Origin of the sequence: Xanthomonas sp. LMG 12459, assembly GCF_009192905.1 — a bacterium.
GTDB classification, from domain to species: Bacteria; Pseudomonadota; Gammaproteobacteria; order Xanthomonadales; family Xanthomonadaceae; genus Xanthomonas_A; species Xanthomonas_A sontii.
The window spans coordinates 1-17,306 of record NZ_NSGT01000027.1; the positions used below are offsets into that span (position 1 = coordinate 1).

Below are 17,306 nucleotides of genomic sequence, written 5' to 3' on the forward strand. Positions count from 1 at the left end.
TGCTGATTCCGGCCGTTGCGCCCAAGGCGGCGGCGGTGCGTCCACCAGGGTGACCATGATGTTGCGTTCCTTCTCCGCCACCGCCTTGGGCGCAACGGCCGGAATCAGCAGCAACATCAGCGCCGCAAGATGCAGCGCGATTACGAAGGCAATACCGATGATGCGCGGCCAGCTGAGGCCGGAGGCGTCATCTTTGTCGTACTGCCGATGGATGACCAGTTGTTCCGTCATGCGCCAATGACTCAATTAAAGGGGGGCGGATTCCGCGGTGGAGCGGAACCCAAGTTCACGCGGCAATGACACCGCAGGAACCTCCAAGCTTATACCAATCCCTGTTACCTGCACTACTTTCAGCACTGGTCTTCGGGGGCTTTTTTTGCGTGCTACTTCAGGTTGATGATCTTCTTGGCGTCTTCCGGCTTTTTGACGCCCTTGGCCAGTGCCTGCTGCGCGGCCTGCTTGGCCTCGGCAACGCGGCCTTCCGAATGCAGCACCTTGGCCAGGTTGAGATAGGTTTCGCCGTCCTTGGACAGCGGCGCCGCCTTCTGCCAGTTCTCGATCGCCTGCGGCAGCTGGTCGGTGTAGTAGTACGACTGCGCCAACGCCAGGTAGGTCTGGTAGTCCGGCTTCAGAATGCCCTTCTGCATGCCTTCGTTGATGACTGCGATGACGTCCTTCTCGTGACCATCGGTGTTGGCGTAGATCGAATACAGCTGCTTGTATTCCTTCTCGTCGGTCAGCTGACCGGCGGCACGCAGCTTGTCCATCACCGCCGCGGCCTTGTCCATCTGGTCGGCCTGCATGTACATGCTGGCCAGATTGAGCTGGGCCTTCTTGTCGTTGGGCGACTTGGCGGCCAGCGCCTCGGCGGCCTTGACCGCTTCACCGGTCTGGCCGGCTTCGGCGTAGGACGCCATCAGCAGCTGATTCCAGCTGTCCTTCGGCTCCGGCGACGCGGCGATCGCCTGCTTCAGCGCCGGGATCGCTTCCTGGTAGCGCTGCGCCTGGTACAGCGCCTGGCCCTTGAGGATCAGGTCTTCCGGGCGGGTCGACTTGGTTTCGGCGAGGAACTTGTCGAGGGTGGCCAGGCCTTCGGCGGTCTGCTCGTCCTGCAGCTGCAGCTGCGCCAGCATCAGCATCGACTGGTAGTGGCCGTTGTTGTCCAGGCCGTTGAACTGGATCGCCTGCTTCAGATACGCCTGCGCGGCCTTGCTGTCGTCGAGGTTGTAGGCGGCCTGCGCGGCCAGCTGCGCGGCCAGCGACTTGTCGTACTCGTTGGCGCCGCTGTTGGCCAGGATCTCGTCGGCCTGGGCGCGCACCGCCGCGTAGTCCTCGCCCTTGTTGTAGGTGTCGATCAGCTTCTGCAGCTTGCTGCCGAGCTTGGACGACGGCTTGCCGGTCGGCTCCTTGCGCTCGGCATTGGGGAACAGCACCGCCGCTTTCTCGCTCTTCGCATTGCGCGAGGAGCGGTGGTCGGTGCGATCGCTCTGCGCAGCGGCATCGGTCACCACCGCGCCGCCGAGGGCGGCGGCGATCACCAGGGACAACAACGCTTGCTTGCGAATGCGGAATTTCATGGGTCACCTCGGTGGAAACCGCCCGGAGCGGCACGGAAGACGGAGCGGCCATTCCTCGGCCGAGCCAGCAAACCTATCAGAAACCTGTACGCCGTGAAAACGTTTTTGGATGCGTTTTCTGTGACAGTGCCGGCGACGGGCACAGGGACGACGGACGACTCAGCCGCACTTGGGCGTCCTGCCGGCGCTGCGCGCCTGCGCATACACCGGTTCCAGCGCGGCGACGTCGCGCTGCAGCTCGCCGATGCGGGCACTGGGATCGGGGTGGGTGGACAGCCATTGCGGCGGACGTGCGCCGCCGGCGGCCATCATGTTCTTCCACAGATCCACCGCCTGCGCGGGATCGAATCCGGCCTGCGCCATGAGGCGCTGGCCTACGACATCCGCTTCGGTTTCCTGCTGGCGCGAACCGGGCAGCAGGAACAGGGTCTGTGCGGTCATGCCGCCGACCTGGCCGACGGTGTCGGCCGCGCCCTGGCCGTAGCGGGCACCGGCCAACGCGCCAATCACGCTCAACCCTGCCTGCGCACCGAGCTGGCGGGTGATGCGTTCTTCGTGATGACGCGAGATGACGTGGCCGATCTCGTGGCCGAGCACGGCGGCGAGCTGGTCCTGGTTCTTGGCCACGCTGAAGATGCCGCTGTTGACCCCGACCTTGCCGCCGGGCAGGGCGAACGCATTGGGTTCCTTGTCGTTGAACAGCGCGGTTTCCCAGCCGGTGCCGCGCCATTGCTCGGGCAGCTGCGCGACCAGGGTGTTGACCACGCAGCGCACGTAGGCGTTGCGCTTGGGATCGGTGTCCAGCTGTTCCTTGGCCTTGGCTTCGGCGAACGCCTGCGCGCCCATCTGGTCGAGTTGTTGTTGCGAGATGCCGCCCACGACCTGGGTGCGCCCGGTTGGCGATGTCGTCGTCGCACACGCTGCCAGCAGCATCGCCAGCGATGCGCCAAGTACCACTTGCTTCATACGGTCCCCCCTCTTAACACGCGTCGCAGTGTGGGGGGCCGCGTCTTAACATTTCGTCAAACAAACCTTCAGGTTGCGCCAAACCAGTAGAGTCCGGCGACCGCGATGGCGTTGTTGAGGCCATGCGCGGCGATCGACGCCCACAAGGTGCCGGTACGCTTGTACAGCCAGGCGAACGCCGCGCCCATGCCGCCGTAGACCAGCCACAGTTGCGCGGTGGCGGCCAGGCTGTTGCCGGTGGTCCCCGGTACTTCGTGCACCAGGGCGAAGGCGGCGCCGCTGAGCAGCATGCCCAACCGCGGCCGGCCTGCGTCCCACAACCGCCCGAACAGCACGCGGCGGAACAGCAGTTCCTCGTAGGCCGGCGCGATCACGATCGCGAACACGCACAGGAACAGCGGCATCTGCGCCATCGCGTCCTGCATCAGCGGCAGGTTGGTCGGCACCGGCTTGATGCCGATCTGCGCCGCCAGCGCGGAGATCGTCGCGCTGCCGACGAACACGCCGACCGCGACCAGCAGCACCCAGCCCCAGGTCGACGGCGTGCGCGCCGCCTGCCAGGAGGCACGGCGCTCGGCGGCGCTGGCCGGACGCCGCAGGAAGTACAGCAGCAGCGCCGCGGAGAGCGTGCTGACCAGGGCGATCAGCAGTTGCGCCAGCGCGCCCGGCTGGCCGACCTGCTGGGTGGCCAGCGCGGCCAGGCGCCCGCTGGGGACCCCCTGCGCCTTCAGCTCCATCGCCAAGTGGACGCCGCGGACCACGCCCCAGACCAGGCCGCACAGCACGCTCACCGCCAGCAACACCACCGCCGCCAGCAGCACGTCGAGGAAGAAACCGAGGATCGGCCGGCGCGGCCGGGTCGGCGGCATGGATGGCGACGGCAGCGGGGCGGCGGGCAACGGCGGGGCGGTCATCGCGATCCTGTGCGGAAGCGGGCGGAAGGCACGGCGGGATGGCCGCCCCGGCGCAATGCCGGGGACGGACGCCGCGTCAGATGTCGAGGTTGGCGACCTTCAGCGCGTTCTCTTCGATGAAGTCGCGGCGCGGTTCGACCACGTCGCCCATCAGCGTGCTGAAGATCTGGTCGGCGGCGACCGCGTCCTCGATGCGCACCTGCAGCAGGCGGCGCGTATCCGGGTTCACCGTGGTCTCCCACAGCTGCTCGGCGTTCATTTCGCCCAGGCCCTTGAAGCGCTGGATCTGGCGGCCCTTCTTGGCCTCCTCGAACAGCCAGGCGTAGGCCTGGGCGAAGCTGGTGATGGCCTGGGTCTTGTTGCCGCGCACGATCTGCGCGCCCTCGCGCACCAGCCCATGCAACTCCCGCGCGATCTCGCGCAGCGGCCGCAGCTCGCCGCTCTCGAACACCGCCATCGGCACCACATAGGTGGTCTCCTCGCCCATGTGCCGGCGCTCCACCAGCAGGGTGGCCGGGCGCTGCGCGTTGGACGCCTGGAAACGCAGGCTGTAGCGCGCCGAGCCCAGGCTGCCGCGGTTGAGCACCGCCTGCAGCGCGTCCAGGCTCGGATGCGTCTCGCCCTCGCTCTCGAGCTGGGCCACGTCCAGCGGCGGCAGGTCGATCAGCGCGCTCAGCAGCGCCGGGTCGTAGCGGTGCGCATTGCGCGCCACCGCCTCGTTGGCGCTGGCGAACAGCAGCAGCAGCTTCTCCAGCGCCGCACCGGTGATCGGTGGCTCGTTGCTGGCCGGAACCAGCGCCGCGCCTTCGACCGCGCTGCTGGCCAGGTAGGCGTTGAGCGCGTTGTCGTCCTTCAGGTACAGCTCCTGCTTGCCCTGCTTGAGCCGGTACAGCGGCGGCAGGCCGATGTAGACGTAGCCGCGCTCGATCAGCTCCGGCATCTGCCGGTAGAAGAAGGTCAGCAGCAGGGTGCGGATGTGCGCGCCGTCGACGTCGGCGTCGGTCATGATGATGATGCGGTGGTAGCGCAGCTTGTCCGGGTTGTACTCGTCGCGGCCGATGCCGGTGCCCAGCGCGGTGATCAGCGTGCCGACCTGGTCGGAGGACAGCATGCGGTCGAAGCGCGCGCGCTCGACGTTGAGGATCTTGCCGCGCAACGGCAGCACCGCCTGGTTCTTGCGGTTGCGGCCCTGCTTGGCCGAGCCACCTGCCGAGTCGCCCTCGACGATGAACAGCTCCGACAGCGCCGGATCCTTTTCCTGGCAATCGGCCAGCTTGCCGGGCAGGCCGGCGATGTCCAGCGCACCCTTGCGACGGGTCAGGTCTCTTGCCTTGCGCGCGGCCTCGCGGGCGCGGGCGGCATCGACGATCTTGCCGGCGATGGCCTTGGCCTCGTTGGGGTTCTCCTGCAGGAACTCCTCCAGGCGCGCGCCGAAGGCGTTCTCCACCGCCGGGCGCACGTCGGAGCTGACCAGCTTCTCCTTGGTCTGGCTGGAGAAGCTGGGGTCCGGCACCTTCACCGACAGCACCGCGATCATGCCTTCGCGCATGTCGTCGCCGGTCAGATTGATCTTGGCCTGCTTGGCGATGCCGTTCTGCTCGATGTAGGTATTGAGCACGCGGGTCAACGCGCCGCGGAAGCCGGCCAGGTGGGTGCCGCCGTCCTTCTGCGGGATGTTGTTGGTGAAGCAGTACATCGTCTCCTGGTAGGAGTCGGTCCACTGCAGCGCCACGTCCACGGTGATGCCGTTGTGCTCGCCAGTGACCGAGATCACATTCGGGTGCAGCGGGGTCTTCAGCTGCGCCAGGTGCTCGACGAAGCTGCGGATGCCGCCCTCGTAGTGGAAGTCGTCGCGACGCCCCTCGCCCCGCTCGTCGGCGAGCACGATCTTGACCCCGGAATTGAGGAAGGACAGCTCGCGCAGGCGCCGGGCCAGGATGTCGTAGTGGAACTCCACGTTGTTGTGGAAGGCCACCACCGACGGCCAGAAGCGCACGGTGGTACCGCGCTGGGTGGTCTCGCCGAGCTTCACCAGCGGCGCGACGGCCGCGCCGTTGCTGAATTCCTGCTGGTAGTGCGAGCCGCCCTGGAACACGTCCAGCAGCAGCTTCTCCGACAGCGCGTTGACCACGCTGACGCCCACGCCGTGCAGGCCGCCGGACACCTTGTAGCTGTTGTCGTCGAACTTGCCGCCGGCGTGCAGGACGGTCATCACCACTTCGGCGGCGGAGACCTCACGGCCGAGCTTGGCGCTCATCTGCGCGTGCTTGCCGACCGGGATGCCGCGGCCGTTGTCCGACACCGAGACCGAACCATCGGCGTGGATCGTCACCGCGACGTGGTCGGCATGCCCGGCCAGGGCTTCGTCGATGGAGTTGTCGACGACCTCGAACACCATGTGATGCAGACCGGTGCCGTCATGGACGTCGCCGATGTACATGCCGGGCCGCTTGCGGACCGCCTCCAGGCCTTCCAGGGCGGTGATGCTGTTGGCGTCGTAGTTGCCGTTGCTGGGCGGGGTGTTCTGTTCGTCGGTCATGCGGGTGCCGTAGGCTCCACGAGGCGGCGAAGACAGGCCGGGGCCGGTTCGCGCCGCTGGATAGGGGATTGGCGGAAATTATAGCAGCCCGGGCCGCCGGACCCGCGGCGGCCTAGGAAACGGCCAGGATCTGGCCATGTTCCACGTGGAACCGGGCGATCGGCAGGCTGACGTCGGCCAGCGCCTGCGGGGTCTCGGTGGCAGTGACGAAGACCTGCGCCGGCCCGCCACGCAGGCGCTCCAGCACCCGAGCCTGGTGGTGGCGGTCCAGTTCCGAGCCCAGATCGTCCAGGGCGATCACCGGCCATTCGCCGCGCTGCTCGGCGTAGTCCTCGGCCTGCGCCAGCAGGCAGGCCAGGGCGGTGAGCTTGGCCTGGCCGCGGGAGAGCGCATCACGGCCGGGAATCTCGGCAAAGCTGAGGCTCCAGTCGGCCCGGTGCGGACCGGCAGAGGTATAGCCGAGCTGACGGTCGCGTTCGCGGTTGAGCAATAGCGCGTCGGCCAGCGACACCTCCTGGCGGCGCCAGCCGGGCGCGAACTGCAGATGTGAGATATCCAGCGCTGGCGCCAGATCCGGGGCGAGGGCGAGCAGGCGCTGGAGCAGGCGGTCCAAGTAATCCTGGCGGCGCGAGGTCAACGGCTCGCCAGACTCGGCGAGCTCGTGATCCCAGGCATCCAGCGCCGCGCCGCTGCCGCCGCTCTTGAGCAACGCATTGCGCTGCTTGAGCGCGCGGGCGTAGCGCCGCCACAGGGACAGGAAGTCAGGTTCCACGTGGAACAAACCCCAGTCGACGAAGCGGCGGCGGGGCTCGCCGCCGCCGCTGACCAGCAGGTGGCTGCCCGGCTCGAAGGTCACCACCGCCAGCGCCGCACACAAGGTGCCGAGATGGGCGACGTCCTCGCCGTCGAGGCGGCCACGCCATTCCTGACCGCTGTGGCGCAGTCCGGCGCGGCGCCGGCGTGTAGCGCCAACCTCAGCCGACTGCTCCTGCCATTCGACGAAGACGTCCAGTGCGTCCTGGCCCTGGCTGACCAGCCCATCGCGCACGCGACCACGGAAGCTGCGGCCATACGCCATCAGGTGCATCGCCTCGAGCACCGTGGTCTTGCCGGCGCCGTTGTCGCCGGTGATCAGGTTCAGTCCAGGCGCGGGCGCCAGCTCGAGCGCCGCGAACCGGCGCAGGTGGTGGAAGTCGAGGCGGGAGACGTGCATGCGGGGATAGAGGCGAAGGCGCTCGCACCGGGCGCACGCAGATCGGGGCTTGGGGTAGGGCGGCAGCATACCCAAAACGACTGATGGGCGTTGTTAGGACGACGCGTTCGTGACCAGTTGGCAGCGTCCTGTGCAGCGGTATCCGCGCGATTAGGGCGGATGGACTCCCCCGGGAAGTGGGGAGGCGTGGGGTCCATGGGCCTGCCAGGCGAACGCAGACACGCCGCGTCGCTACACAGCCTCCCTCGCAGTTTGAGAATGGGTGCTCCCGCCGGTATGACGTAGCGCGTCTGTTGGAGACACGCCAGTGGCCCGTGCGCGTTGGGCGGGTAATGTCACTGCACCGCCTGCGTCAGCCCCGCCACTGGCAAAGGATCCTGCTTACCGCGGCAGCATTGATCTTGGGTGCCACAAAAAGAAAACCCGGCACGAAGGCCGGGTCGCTTTCGCATGTGTTCCACGTGGAACACGAACGGGAACCGTCAGAGACGCAACGGCATCACCACGTGACGCGAGCGGGCGCTGCTGGCTTCCCGGACCAGCGCCGACGAGTTGGCGTCGCGCAGCTGGATCACCACGAACTCCTCGCGCAGCGCGGACAGCGCGTCGAGCAAGTAGTTCACGTTGAAGCCGATCGCCAGGTCGCTGACCTTGGTGTCCGCTTCCACTTCTTCCTGTGCTTCTTCCTGTTCCGGGTTATGCGCGCTGATCTTCAGCTGGCCCGGCGAGACTTCCACGCGCACGCCGCGGTACTTCTCGTTGGACAGGATCGCCGCACGCTGCAGCGCTGCGCGCAGGATCTCGCGATCCAGCTTGACCTCGCGGTCGGCACCGATCGGGATCACCGCTTCGTAATCGGGGAAGCGGCCGTCGATCAGCTTGGACGTGAAGGTGACATCGTCGCGCTTGACCCGCACGTGCGCGCGGCCGACTTCCAGCTCGACCTCGCGCTCGCCGCCTTCCAGCAGGCGCTGCAGCTCGGTCACGCCCTTGCGCGGCACGATGATCTGACGCTTGGCGCCGCCGGCGTTCTCCAGCTCGGTCTCGCACAGCGCCAGGCGGTGGCCGTCGGTGGCCACGCAGCGCAGGGTCTGGTCGCGCAGGTCGAACAGCAGGCCGTTGAGGTAGTAGCGCACGTCCTGCTGCGCCATCGCGAACGCGGTGCGCTCGATCAGTTCCTTCAGCGCGGCTTCCGGCACCACCACGCGCTCGGTGGCTTCCACTTCGTCTACCGACGGGAAGTCGTTGGCGGGCAGCGTGGCCAGGGTGAAGCGGCTACGCCCGGCCTGTACGGTGATCTTGTCCCCGGACTGCGAGACGGTGACCTTGCTGCCGTCGGGCAGGGCACGCACGATCTCGAACAGCTTGCGCGCCGGGATCGTGGTTTCGCCGTCCTGGGCATCGTCGACCGCAATGCGCGAGACCATTTCCACTTCCAGATCGGTACCGGTCAGCGACAGCTGGCCACCCTGCACCTGCACCAGGAAGTTGGCCAGAACCGGCAAGGTCTGGCGGCGTTCGACCACATTGACGACTTGCGCCAATGGCTTGAGGAAGGCTTCGCGCTGCAGTGTGAAACGCATGTGGTTCCGTGCCCCTATGCTTTAAAAGATGTGGAATAAATCAAAAGCTTGGTGGTGATGGTAGAGCGAAATTCGGTGCAAATGTAGCTCAAACCACTGAAAACAAAAGATTTTTAGCGCCCTCAATCCCGTGTACTACTGTCCCGGAACTGGTGGGGAAACCTGTGGATAGTTTTGCCGTCGCCGCCGCGTCGCGCTTTATCCACAGTTTCTCCCGGATTTGTCGCGAAGTCATGCACCGATTTATCACGTGGTGCCAGGTGACCGCCGAACGCACACGCTGTGCGTGTGGATCGGCGTGTCGCCCCTGTCCTCTCCGGGCTCACTCGCTGAGCTTGCGGATCAGCTTGTCCCAGTCTTCGCGGAGCTTGCCGTCGGTTTCCATCAGGTGCTTGATCTGCCGGCAGGCGTGCAACACGGTGGTGTGGTCGCGCCCGGCGAACGCATCGCCGATCTCCGGCAGGCTGTGTTCGGTCAGTTCCTTGGTCAGCGCCATCGCCACCTGCCGCGGCCGTGCCAGCGAGCGCGTGCGCCGCTTGGACAGCAGATCCTTGATCTGCAGGCCGTAGTAGTCGGCCACGGTCTTCTGGATGTTGGGGATGCCGATCGCCTGCTGCTGCGCGCGGAGCAGGTCGCGCAGGGTTTCCTGGGCGAACTCGGTGGTGATCGCGCGGCCGGTGAAGTTGGCGCGCGCCGCCAGCGTGTTGAGCGCGCCTTCCAGGTCGCGCACGTTCGAGCGCATCTTCTTGGCGATCAGGAACGCCACGTCGTCGGGGATCTCCGCGCCGCGCTCGCGCGCCTTGGCCAGCACGATCGCCGCGCGGGTCTCGAAATCGGGCGGATCGATCGCCACCGACAGGCCCCAGGCCAGGCGCGACTTCAGTCGCGGCTCCAGCCCTTCGACCTCGCGCGGGTAGCGGTCGCAGGTCAGGATGATCTGCTGGCGGCCGTCGAACAGCGCGTTGAAGGTGTGGAAGAACTCTTCCTGGGTGCGGTCCTTGCCGGCGAAGAACTGGATATCGTCGATCAGCAGCGCGTCCACCTGCTGGAACTGGCGCTTGAACTGGTCCATGGTCTTGTCCTGCAGCGCGCGGATCATCGCGCTGAAGAACTGCTCCGAGCGCAGGTACATCACCCGCGCGTTCGGGTTCTGCTCGCGCATGGCGTTGCCGGCGGCGAACATCAGGTGGGTCTTGCCCAGGCCGGTGCCGCCGTACAGCAGCAGCGGGTTGTGCGCGCGGTCGCCGGGCTTCTGCGCGGCCTGCACCGCCGCGGCCAGGCCGAGCTGGTTGCTGCGGCCTTCGACGAAGTTGGCGAAGGTGTAGTGCGAATCGAGATTGCCGGCGAACGGCTCCAGCAACGGCGGCGCCGGCGTGCGTGCGGCCGCGGTCTCGCTGGGCGGGGCGGCGGCCGGTTCCGGCGCACGCGGGCGCGAGCCGACCTGCAGCAGCACCTCGCCGCTGCCGGCGAAGTAGGTCAGCAGTTCGCGGATGCGCGGCAGGTAGCGCTCGCGCACTTGCTCGACGATGAAGGCGTTCGGGGCGTACAGCACCATGCTGTTGTCATGGCGCTGTTCGGCTTGCAGCGGTTTCAACCAAGTGTGAACGTCCTCGGCTGGAAATTCGGCTTCCAGACGTTCCAGGCAACGGGGCCAAGCATCCATCAGATCTAAATTCGTCGATAGACCGGGCATGAAGGGCGCGCTCGGGCGCGGCGCATTCGGCCGGTGGGAGAGGAAAGCGGATGGATCAGACTACCACCGGCGCGCAGGGTCGGGAATGGTTTTCCCATGGCTATTCACAGATCCATCCACAGGCCGGTCACGGCCGTCCTCCGTTCCCGTCGTCACAGGGAGTTGACCGCGGCGTAAGAGGTCCTATAGAATTTCCGGTTCTTTCCGCCCCATTCAGATCAGAGCGCCCCGATGGCCACCAAGCGCACCTTCCAGCCCAGCAACCTCAAGCGCAAGCGCGACCACGGCTTCCGTGCCCGTATGGCCACCGCCGACGGCCGCAAGATCCTGGCCCGTCGCCGCGCCAAGGGCCGCAAGCGCCTGAGCGCTTGATTGCTTCGCCGCCCCAGGCGGCGCCTGCAATCCGGACCGTGAATCATCCCGACCCGCGTAGGCGATTTCCTCGCTCTGCGCGGGTTCGCACGTCTGCGGAATACCGCGTCGTGTTCGATGCCGCGCGCCGCTGTTCCGAGCCGCTGATGAGCCTGCACTGGCGCAGTGCGCCGCACCCGGCGCGGCTGGGTTTGGCGGTGTCGCGCAAGGTCGACAAGCGTGCGGTCGTGCGCAATCGCATCAAGCGCGTGCTGCGCGAGGCCACGCGGCAGTTGTTGCCGTGGCTGGCGCCCGGCGATTACGTGGTGGTGGCGCGCAGCGCCGCCGCCCAGGCCAGCGGCGAGCAACTGCGCCAGGCCTATCTGCGCCTGCTGCGTCGCGCCGGCGCATTGCCGGCCCCGGCCGCGGACGGCACAATGCCGCCGCCTGATCGTCCTTCTTCCCCCACATCCACGTCAGAACCTGCTTCTGGCTGAGCCGAGCTTGCCTGTCCGATGAACCAGACCCGCCTTTTCCTGATTTTCGCCTGGCTGATGGTCGCGGCGCTGTTGTGGATGGAGTGGAACAAGGAACACGCGCCGAACGCCACCGCGGCGACGGTCGCGGCGGCGACCACGGTGCCGCCGGCGCAGGACGCCGATGCCGGCGCCACGCATGCGCCGGCCGTTCCGCAGGCCACGGTGCCCGGCACCGCGCCGGCCAGCACCACGCCCGAAACGGCTGCGGCTAGCGCCGCGCCGCGGGTCACCGTCACCACCGACGTGCTGCGCCTGACCCTGGACGGCCGCAGCGTGTTCGACGCTGACCTGTTGCTGTTCCCGCAGACCAAGCAGCCCGGCAGCCCGCCGGTGCAACTGCTGACCGAGGACGCGGCGCATCCGTACACCGCCACCAGCGGCTGGGTCGGCGAGCACAACTCGCCGTCGCCGGGCCCGGCTGGCTTCCGCCCCGAACACCCGGGCCAGGAGTACGTGCTGGCCAAGGGCCAGGACAGCCTGCAGGTGCCGTTCGTGTGGAACGGTCCGGACGGCGTGACCATCCGCCGCGTCTACACCCTGCAGCGCGGCCATTACGCCGTGCAGGTGCACGACGAGGTCATCAACCACGGCAGCAAGCCGTGGCAAGGCTATGTGTTCCGCAAGCTGAGCCGGGTGCCGACCATCGTCAGCCGCGGCATGACCAACCCGGATTCCTTCAGTTTCAACGGCGCCACCTGGTTCAGCCCGGCTGACGGCTACCAGCGCCGCGCGTTCAAGGACTATCTGGACGACGGCCCGCTGAGGCAGATCGTCGAGGGCGGCTGGATCGCGGTGCTGCAGCACCACTTCTTCACCAGTTGGATCCCGCAGGCCGACCAGGATTCCCTGTACGTGCTGTCCAATGACGGCCCGCGGCATGTGATCGAAGCGCGCGGCCCGGGTTTCACCGTGGCGCCGGGCGCCAGCGCCAGCACCGAAGCGCGACTGTGGGTCGGGCCGAAGCTGGTCAGCCAGATCGCCAAGGAGAACGTGCGCGGCCTCGACCGTGTGGTCGACTACAGCCGTTTCTCCGTGATGGCGCTGCTCGGCCAGGGTCTGTTCTGGATCCTCAGCCACCTGCACAGCCTGCTCGGCAACTGGGGCTGGTCGATCGTCGGCCTGGTGGTGCTGCTGAAGCTGGTGCTGTACCCGCTGTCGGCCGCGCAGTACAAGAGCGCGGCCAAGATGCGCAAGTTCCAGCCGCGCATCCAGCAGCTCAAGGAGCGCTACGGCGACGACAAGCAGAAGTTCCAAACCGCGATGATGGAGCTGTACAAGAAGGAGAAGATCAACCCGATGGGCGGCTGCCTGCCGGTGCTGATCCAGATGCCGATCTTCTTCGCGCTGTACTGGGTGCTGGTGGAGTCGGTGGAACTGCGGCAGGCGCCGTGGTTCGCCTGGATCCAGGACCTGACCGCGCGCGATCCGTACTTCATCCTGCCGGTGATCAACGTGGCGGTGATGTGGTTCACGCAGAAGCTGACCCCGGCCCCGGGCATGGATCCGGTGCAGGCCAAGATGATGCAGTTCATGCCACTGGTGTTCGGCGTGATGATGGCCTTCGTGCCGTCGGGCCTGGTGTTGTACTGGGTCACCAATGGTTCGCTGGGCCTGCTGCAGCAGTGGTGGATGCTCAAGCGCCACGGCGAGGCGGCCACCGCTGGCGGCGGCGGCGGCAGCGGCAAGCCGCCGGCCAAGGCCAAGAAGTAAACCCGACAACGCCCGCCCTCCGGCGGGCGTTGCGCATGCGGCCGGGGAAGGCGCCGGCGTCTGCGTTCTTCCCGTAGCGCCTTGCTCGCGAGTCCGTGGTCATGCACAAGCGTCGTCGTCCGTTGTCGTCGTCCGTTGTCGTGATCGGCCTGCTCGCCTTGGCCCTGGCCGCGTGCCAGCGCACGCCTGCCGACAGCGCGGCGACGCCATCCAAGCCCGCGACATCGGCGCCGGCGATCGCCATTCCAGGCTCTGCCGCATTGCAGGCCCAGGCGACGACGCTGCTGCAGGGCCTGCAGGCGCAGCTGGCGGCGCAGCGCAAGATCATCGTGTTGCTGGCCGACGAGGCCAAGCAATCGCCGGCCGACCGGCAGACCTCCAGCAGCGTCGGCCAGCAACTGTTCCACGAGGGCCTGGAGCGCCGCGAGGCATTGGCCAAGCAGTTCGATGCGCTGCTCGCGCTGCCGGACGCGCAGCGCTTCGCCGCGGTCGGCAGCCTGCTCGACTACGTCGAATCGGCACCGGACCTGTACGACGCCGACCGCCTGGCGTTCCGCGAGATTCTCGCCGACTGGCAGCTGCGCATCGGCAAGGATTCCTCGCTGCCGGCGATCAAGCTGCACCAGCGCATCGGCGAAGACCTGGAAGCGCTCGACGAGATCGAACGCACCTACAACCGCGAGATCACCGCGATCTTCAGCCGCTTCGATCGCACCCGCGCGATCGTGCAGAAGCGCGAGAAGTGGGAGGACTACGTCGCCCACCTGGGCACGCTGTACACGCGCGAGGCGATCCTGCGCGACTACGGCGTGATCACCCCGTACCCGATGTCGATGAAGGACAGCGACCGCGAGGTGTTCGGCCGCGACCTGCCGCCGAAGACCGTGGTGCTGAGTTTCGACGACGGCCCGCATCGCGAATACACCGACGAGATCGTGGCCATCCTCAAGCGCTACGACGTGCCGGCCACGTTCTTCGAAGTCGGCCGCAACCTGGGCAAGCTGGAGCCGGATGGCAAGGTCGACCTGTCGCCGCTGGCCAGCGTCAGCCGCAGCCTGATGGAGCAGGGCTACACCGTCGGCAACCACAGCCTGACCCATGCGCAACTGTCCAAGGAAACCGGCGCCGCGCTGCGCAGCCAGATCCTCGACACCGACCGCATGCTGCGCGCGGTCGATGCCAAGCGTGCGCCGCTGTTCCGCTTTCCCTACGGCGCGCGCAACGCCGAGGGCATGCAGATCCTGGGCGAGGCCGGACTGAAGTCGGTGATGTGGAACGTGGATTCGCTGGACTGGGCCGACCCGGTGCCGGAGTCGATCGTGCAGCGCGTTCTCGAGCAGGTCGGCCGCGAGCAGCGCGGCATCCTGCTGTTCCACGACATCCACGAACGCACGGTCAAGGCGCTGCCGCAGATCCTGGACCGGCTCAGCGCCGACGGCTACCAGTTCGCCGCCTGGAACGGGCGCGACTTCAGCGTGGCGCGCGCGGCCAGCAATGCCGCCGCACCGGCGGTGACCAGCGGCTACGACAAGTCGTGGGCCATCGTCATCGGCATCGACGACTACGCGCACTGGCCCAAGCTGCAGTACGCGGCCAACGATGCGCAGGCGATCGCGCAGACGCTGACCGGCAGCTTCGGCTTCCCGTCGTCGCAGGTGATCGTGCTGAAGAACCAGGAAGCCACCCGCAACAACATCCTGGCCGCCTTCCACGACCGCCTGGCGCATGGCGGCGTCGGCAAGAACGACCGCGTGTTCGTGTTCTTCGCCGGCCACGGCGCGACCCGCAAGCTGGCTTCCGGTCGCGACCTGGGCTACATCATCCCGGCCGATTCGGACCCGGCGCAGTTCGCCACCGACGCGATCCCGATGACCGAGATCCAGGACATCGCCGAAAGCCTGGAAGCCAAGCATGTGCTGTTCGTGATGGACGCGTGCTACAGCGGCCTGGGCCTGACCCGCGGCGGCGGCACCAGCGCCTACCTGCGCGAGAATGCGCGCCGCATCGCCCGACAGATGCTCACCGCCGGCGGCGCCGACCAGCAGGTCGCCGACAGCGGCCCCAACGGCCATTCGGTGTTCACCTGGGTGCTGCTGCAGGCGCTGTCGGGCAAGGCCGACCTCAACGGCGACGGCCTGATCACCGGCACCGAGCTGGCCGCCTACGTGGCGCCGGCGGTGTCGAGCATCTCGCAGCAAACACCCGCGTTCGGCAGCCTGCCCGGTTCGCAGGGCGGCGAGTTCGTGCTGCAGGTGCCGGAGGGCGAGGAATTCCTCACCGCCAGCACCCAGCAGCTGTCCTCGGCGGCGATCGCGATGAACGACCGCGTCGATGCGGCCGCGCCAGCGTCGACCGCGGCGCCGAACGCGGGCGCCGGCAGCGCCGACGCGCCGGCCGCTGCGGCCAAGCCGGCGGTGGTGGTCAAGGATCTGCAGGGCGGCGAGCGGCCGCTGGCGGTGCCGGCCGCGGCCGGTCCGGTGTCCGACCGCCAGCGTGCGCAGCGCGCCAACGACCGCGGCCTGCAGTTGTACAAGGAGAAGCGCTACGACGAAGCCGAGGCGCAGTTCACCGAGGCGCTGAAGCTGCGCCCGGACTTTGCGCTGGCGGCCAACAACCTGGGCTTCATCTACTATCGCCAGGGCAAATACGCGCAGGCCGTGCGCTGGCTGGAGAACACGCTGAAGATCGATCCCTCGCGCGCGGTGGCCTACGTCAATCTGGGCGACGCCTACCGCCAGCTGGGCGATGCCGCCAAGGCCAAGCGCGCCTTCCAGACCTACCTGGAGCTGCAACCCAACGGGGCGTCGGCCGCCTACGTGCGCGGCCAGTTGCAGACGCTGTAGTCCACCGCATCACTGACCTGCTGCCTTCGCCATGCCGTCTTCCGCCACCGACACCATCGCCGCCATCGCCACCGCCCCGGGCGCGGGTGGTGTCGGCGTGGTGCGCGTGTCGGGTCCGGCGGCGGCCGCCATCGCCGATGGACTGGGCCTGGGCGCACTGGTGCCGCGCAGCGCCCGCTACGCGCGTTTTCGCGATGCGCATGGCGAGATCGTGGACGACGGCATCGCGTTGTGGTTTCCGGCACCGCGCAGCTTCACCGGCGAGGACGTCCTGGAACTGCAGGCGCATGGCAGCCCGGTGCTGCTGCGGCACCTGGTGGCACGCTGCTGCGAACTCGGCGCGCGTCCGGCGCGTCCGGGCGAATTCAGCGAGCGTGCCTTCCTCAACCGCAAGCTCGACCTGGCCCAGGCCGAAGCGATCGCCGACCTGATCGCCGCCGGCGACCTGCGTGCGGCACGCGCGGCACGGCGCTCGCTGGACGGCGTGTTCTCGCGGCGCGTCGACGACCTGGCCGAACAGTTGATCCGCCTGCGTATCCACGTCGAAGCGGCGATCGATTTCGCCGACGAGGCATTGGATACGCTGGGCGGTGCGCAGGTGCGCGCGGGCCTGGCGCAGGCGCGCACCGACCTGGCGCAGTTGCGTGCCGACGCCGAACGCGGCCGGCGCCTGCGCGATGGCCTGCACGCGGTGCTGGTCGGCCCGCCCAACGCCGGCAAGAGCTCCCTGCTCAACGCACTGGCCGGCAGCGACCGCGCCATCGTCACCGACATCGCCGGCACCACGCGCGACACCTTGCACGAGACCGTGCGCCTGGACGGCGTGGAACTGACCCTGGTCGACACCGCTGGCCTGCGCGAGGGCGGCGATGCGATCGAGCGCGAGGGCATGCGCCGCGCGCGCCAGGAACTGCAGCGCGCCGACCTGGCGCTGATCGTGCTCGATGCGCGCGAGGCCGAGGCCGGCCATGCCGCGATCGCCGATGCCATCGCCGATGTGCCGCAGCGCCTGTGGATCCACAACAAGAGCGACCTGCTCGCTGCCGTGCCCGCGGCCAGCGCCGAGCGCGTCTATGTGTCCGCCGCCACCGGCAGCGGCCTGGAGCAGTTGCACGCGCAGTTGCGCGCGATCGCCGGCGCCGCGGCTGGCGAGGGCAGCGACGGCGAGTTTTCCGCGCGCGCCCGCCACGTCGACGCGCTGCAGCGCGCCGCGACGCATGCCGACGCGGCGGCGGTCGAACTGCAGTACGAACGCCTGGAACTGGCCGCCGAAGAGCTGCGCCTGGCCCATGCCGCGCTCGGCGAGATCGTCGGCACGCTCAGTGCCGACGACCTGCTCGGGCGGATCTTCTCCAGTTTCTGCATCGGCAAATAGCGC

At 67.9% G+C, this 17,306-nt stretch carries 12 protein-coding genes and 1 pseudogene; 5 read left to right on the forward strand and 8 right to left on the reverse strand.

The window, feature by feature from the left end:
• The 8 genes and pseudogenes from CEK65_RS07110 to dnaA form a co-directional block, all read right to left on the reverse strand.
• Nucleotides 1–231, reverse strand: a pseudogene (locus CEK65_RS07110) (energy transducer TonB); the annotation flags it as partial.
• A gap of 152 nt (nt 232–383) precedes the next feature.
• Nucleotides 384–1,577: a tetratricopeptide repeat protein gene (locus CEK65_RS07115; protein ID WP_017911746.1), complete on the reverse strand. Its 1,194-nt coding sequence runs from the start codon at nt 1,575–1,577 to the stop codon at nt 384–386.
• A 159-nt stretch (nt 1,578–1,736) separates the two neighbouring features.
• Nucleotides 1,737–2,543, reverse strand: a complete 807-nt coding sequence (locus tag CEK65_RS07120) for a M48 family metallopeptidase (protein ID WP_026143554.1) — start codon at nt 2,541–2,543, stop codon at nt 1,737–1,739.
• 68 nt (nt 2,544–2,611) lie between these two features.
• Complete coding sequence (locus tag CEK65_RS07125; protein WP_152181233.1) at nt 2,612–3,457, reverse strand: CPBP family intramembrane glutamic endopeptidase; 846 nt, start codon at nt 3,455–3,457, stop codon at nt 2,612–2,614.
• 76 nt (nt 3,458–3,533) lie between these two features.
• Nucleotides 3,534–5,996: a DNA topoisomerase (ATP-hydrolyzing) subunit B gene (gene gyrB, locus CEK65_RS07130; protein ID WP_017915838.1), complete on the reverse strand. Its 2,463-nt coding sequence runs from the start codon at nt 5,994–5,996 to the stop codon at nt 3,534–3,536.
• Nucleotides 5,997–6,108: 112 nt separating this feature from the next.
• Entirely contained in the window at nt 6,109–7,209 is a 1,101-nt protein-coding gene (gene recF, locus CEK65_RS07135) for a DNA replication/repair protein RecF (RefSeq protein WP_152181234.1), read from the reverse strand.
• Nucleotides 7,210–7,691: 482 nt separating this feature from the next.
• Nucleotides 7,692–8,792, reverse strand: a complete 1,101-nt coding sequence (dnaN, locus tag CEK65_RS07140) for a DNA polymerase III subunit beta (RefSeq protein WP_017911750.1) — start codon at nt 8,790–8,792, stop codon at nt 7,692–7,694.
• 322 nt (nt 8,793–9,114) lie between these two features.
• The gene (gene dnaA, locus CEK65_RS07145) at nt 9,115–10,455 is read right to left on the reverse strand and encodes a chromosomal replication initiator protein DnaA (RefSeq protein ID WP_026144198.1); all 1,341 of its coding nucleotides are present in this window, start codon (nt 10,453–10,455) and stop codon (nt 9,115–9,117) included.
• A gap of 261 nt (nt 10,456–10,716) precedes the next feature.
• Here dnaA and rpmH point away from each other — a divergent pair, with 261 nt between their 5' ends.
• From rpmH to mnmE, 5 genes are all read left to right on the forward strand, one after another.
• Nucleotides 10,717–10,857, forward strand: coding sequence for a 50S ribosomal protein L34 (rpmH, locus tag CEK65_RS07150; protein WP_003469983.1), 141 nt, complete (start codon nt 10,717–10,719; stop codon nt 10,855–10,857).
• Between the two features lie 38 nt (nt 10,858–10,895).
• Nucleotides 10,896–11,333 (forward strand): ribonuclease P protein component, encoded by a 438-nt coding sequence (rnpA, locus tag CEK65_RS07155; protein WP_026143608.1) that lies wholly within the window; start codon nt 10,896–10,898, stop codon nt 11,331–11,333.
• 18 nt (nt 11,334–11,351) lie between these two features.
• Nucleotides 11,352–13,085 carry a membrane protein insertase YidC gene (gene yidC / locus CEK65_RS07160; protein ID WP_152181235.1) on the forward strand — a complete coding sequence of 578 codons (1,734 nt, stop codon included), beginning with the start codon at nt 11,352–11,354 and terminating at the stop codon, nt 13,083–13,085.
• A gap of 101 nt (nt 13,086–13,186) precedes the next feature.
• Nucleotides 13,187–15,928, forward strand: a complete 2,742-nt coding sequence (locus tag CEK65_RS07165; protein ID WP_152181236.1) for a tetratricopeptide repeat protein — start codon at nt 13,187–13,189, stop codon at nt 15,926–15,928.
• A 31-nt stretch (nt 15,929–15,959) separates the two neighbouring features.
• Nucleotides 15,960–17,303 carry a tRNA uridine-5-carboxymethylaminomethyl(34) synthesis GTPase MnmE gene (gene mnmE, locus CEK65_RS07170; protein WP_152181237.1) on the forward strand — a complete coding sequence of 448 codons (1,344 nt, stop codon included), beginning with the start codon at nt 15,960–15,962 and terminating at the stop codon, nt 17,301–17,303.
• The last annotated feature ends 3 nt before the right edge of the window (nt 17,304–17,306 follow it).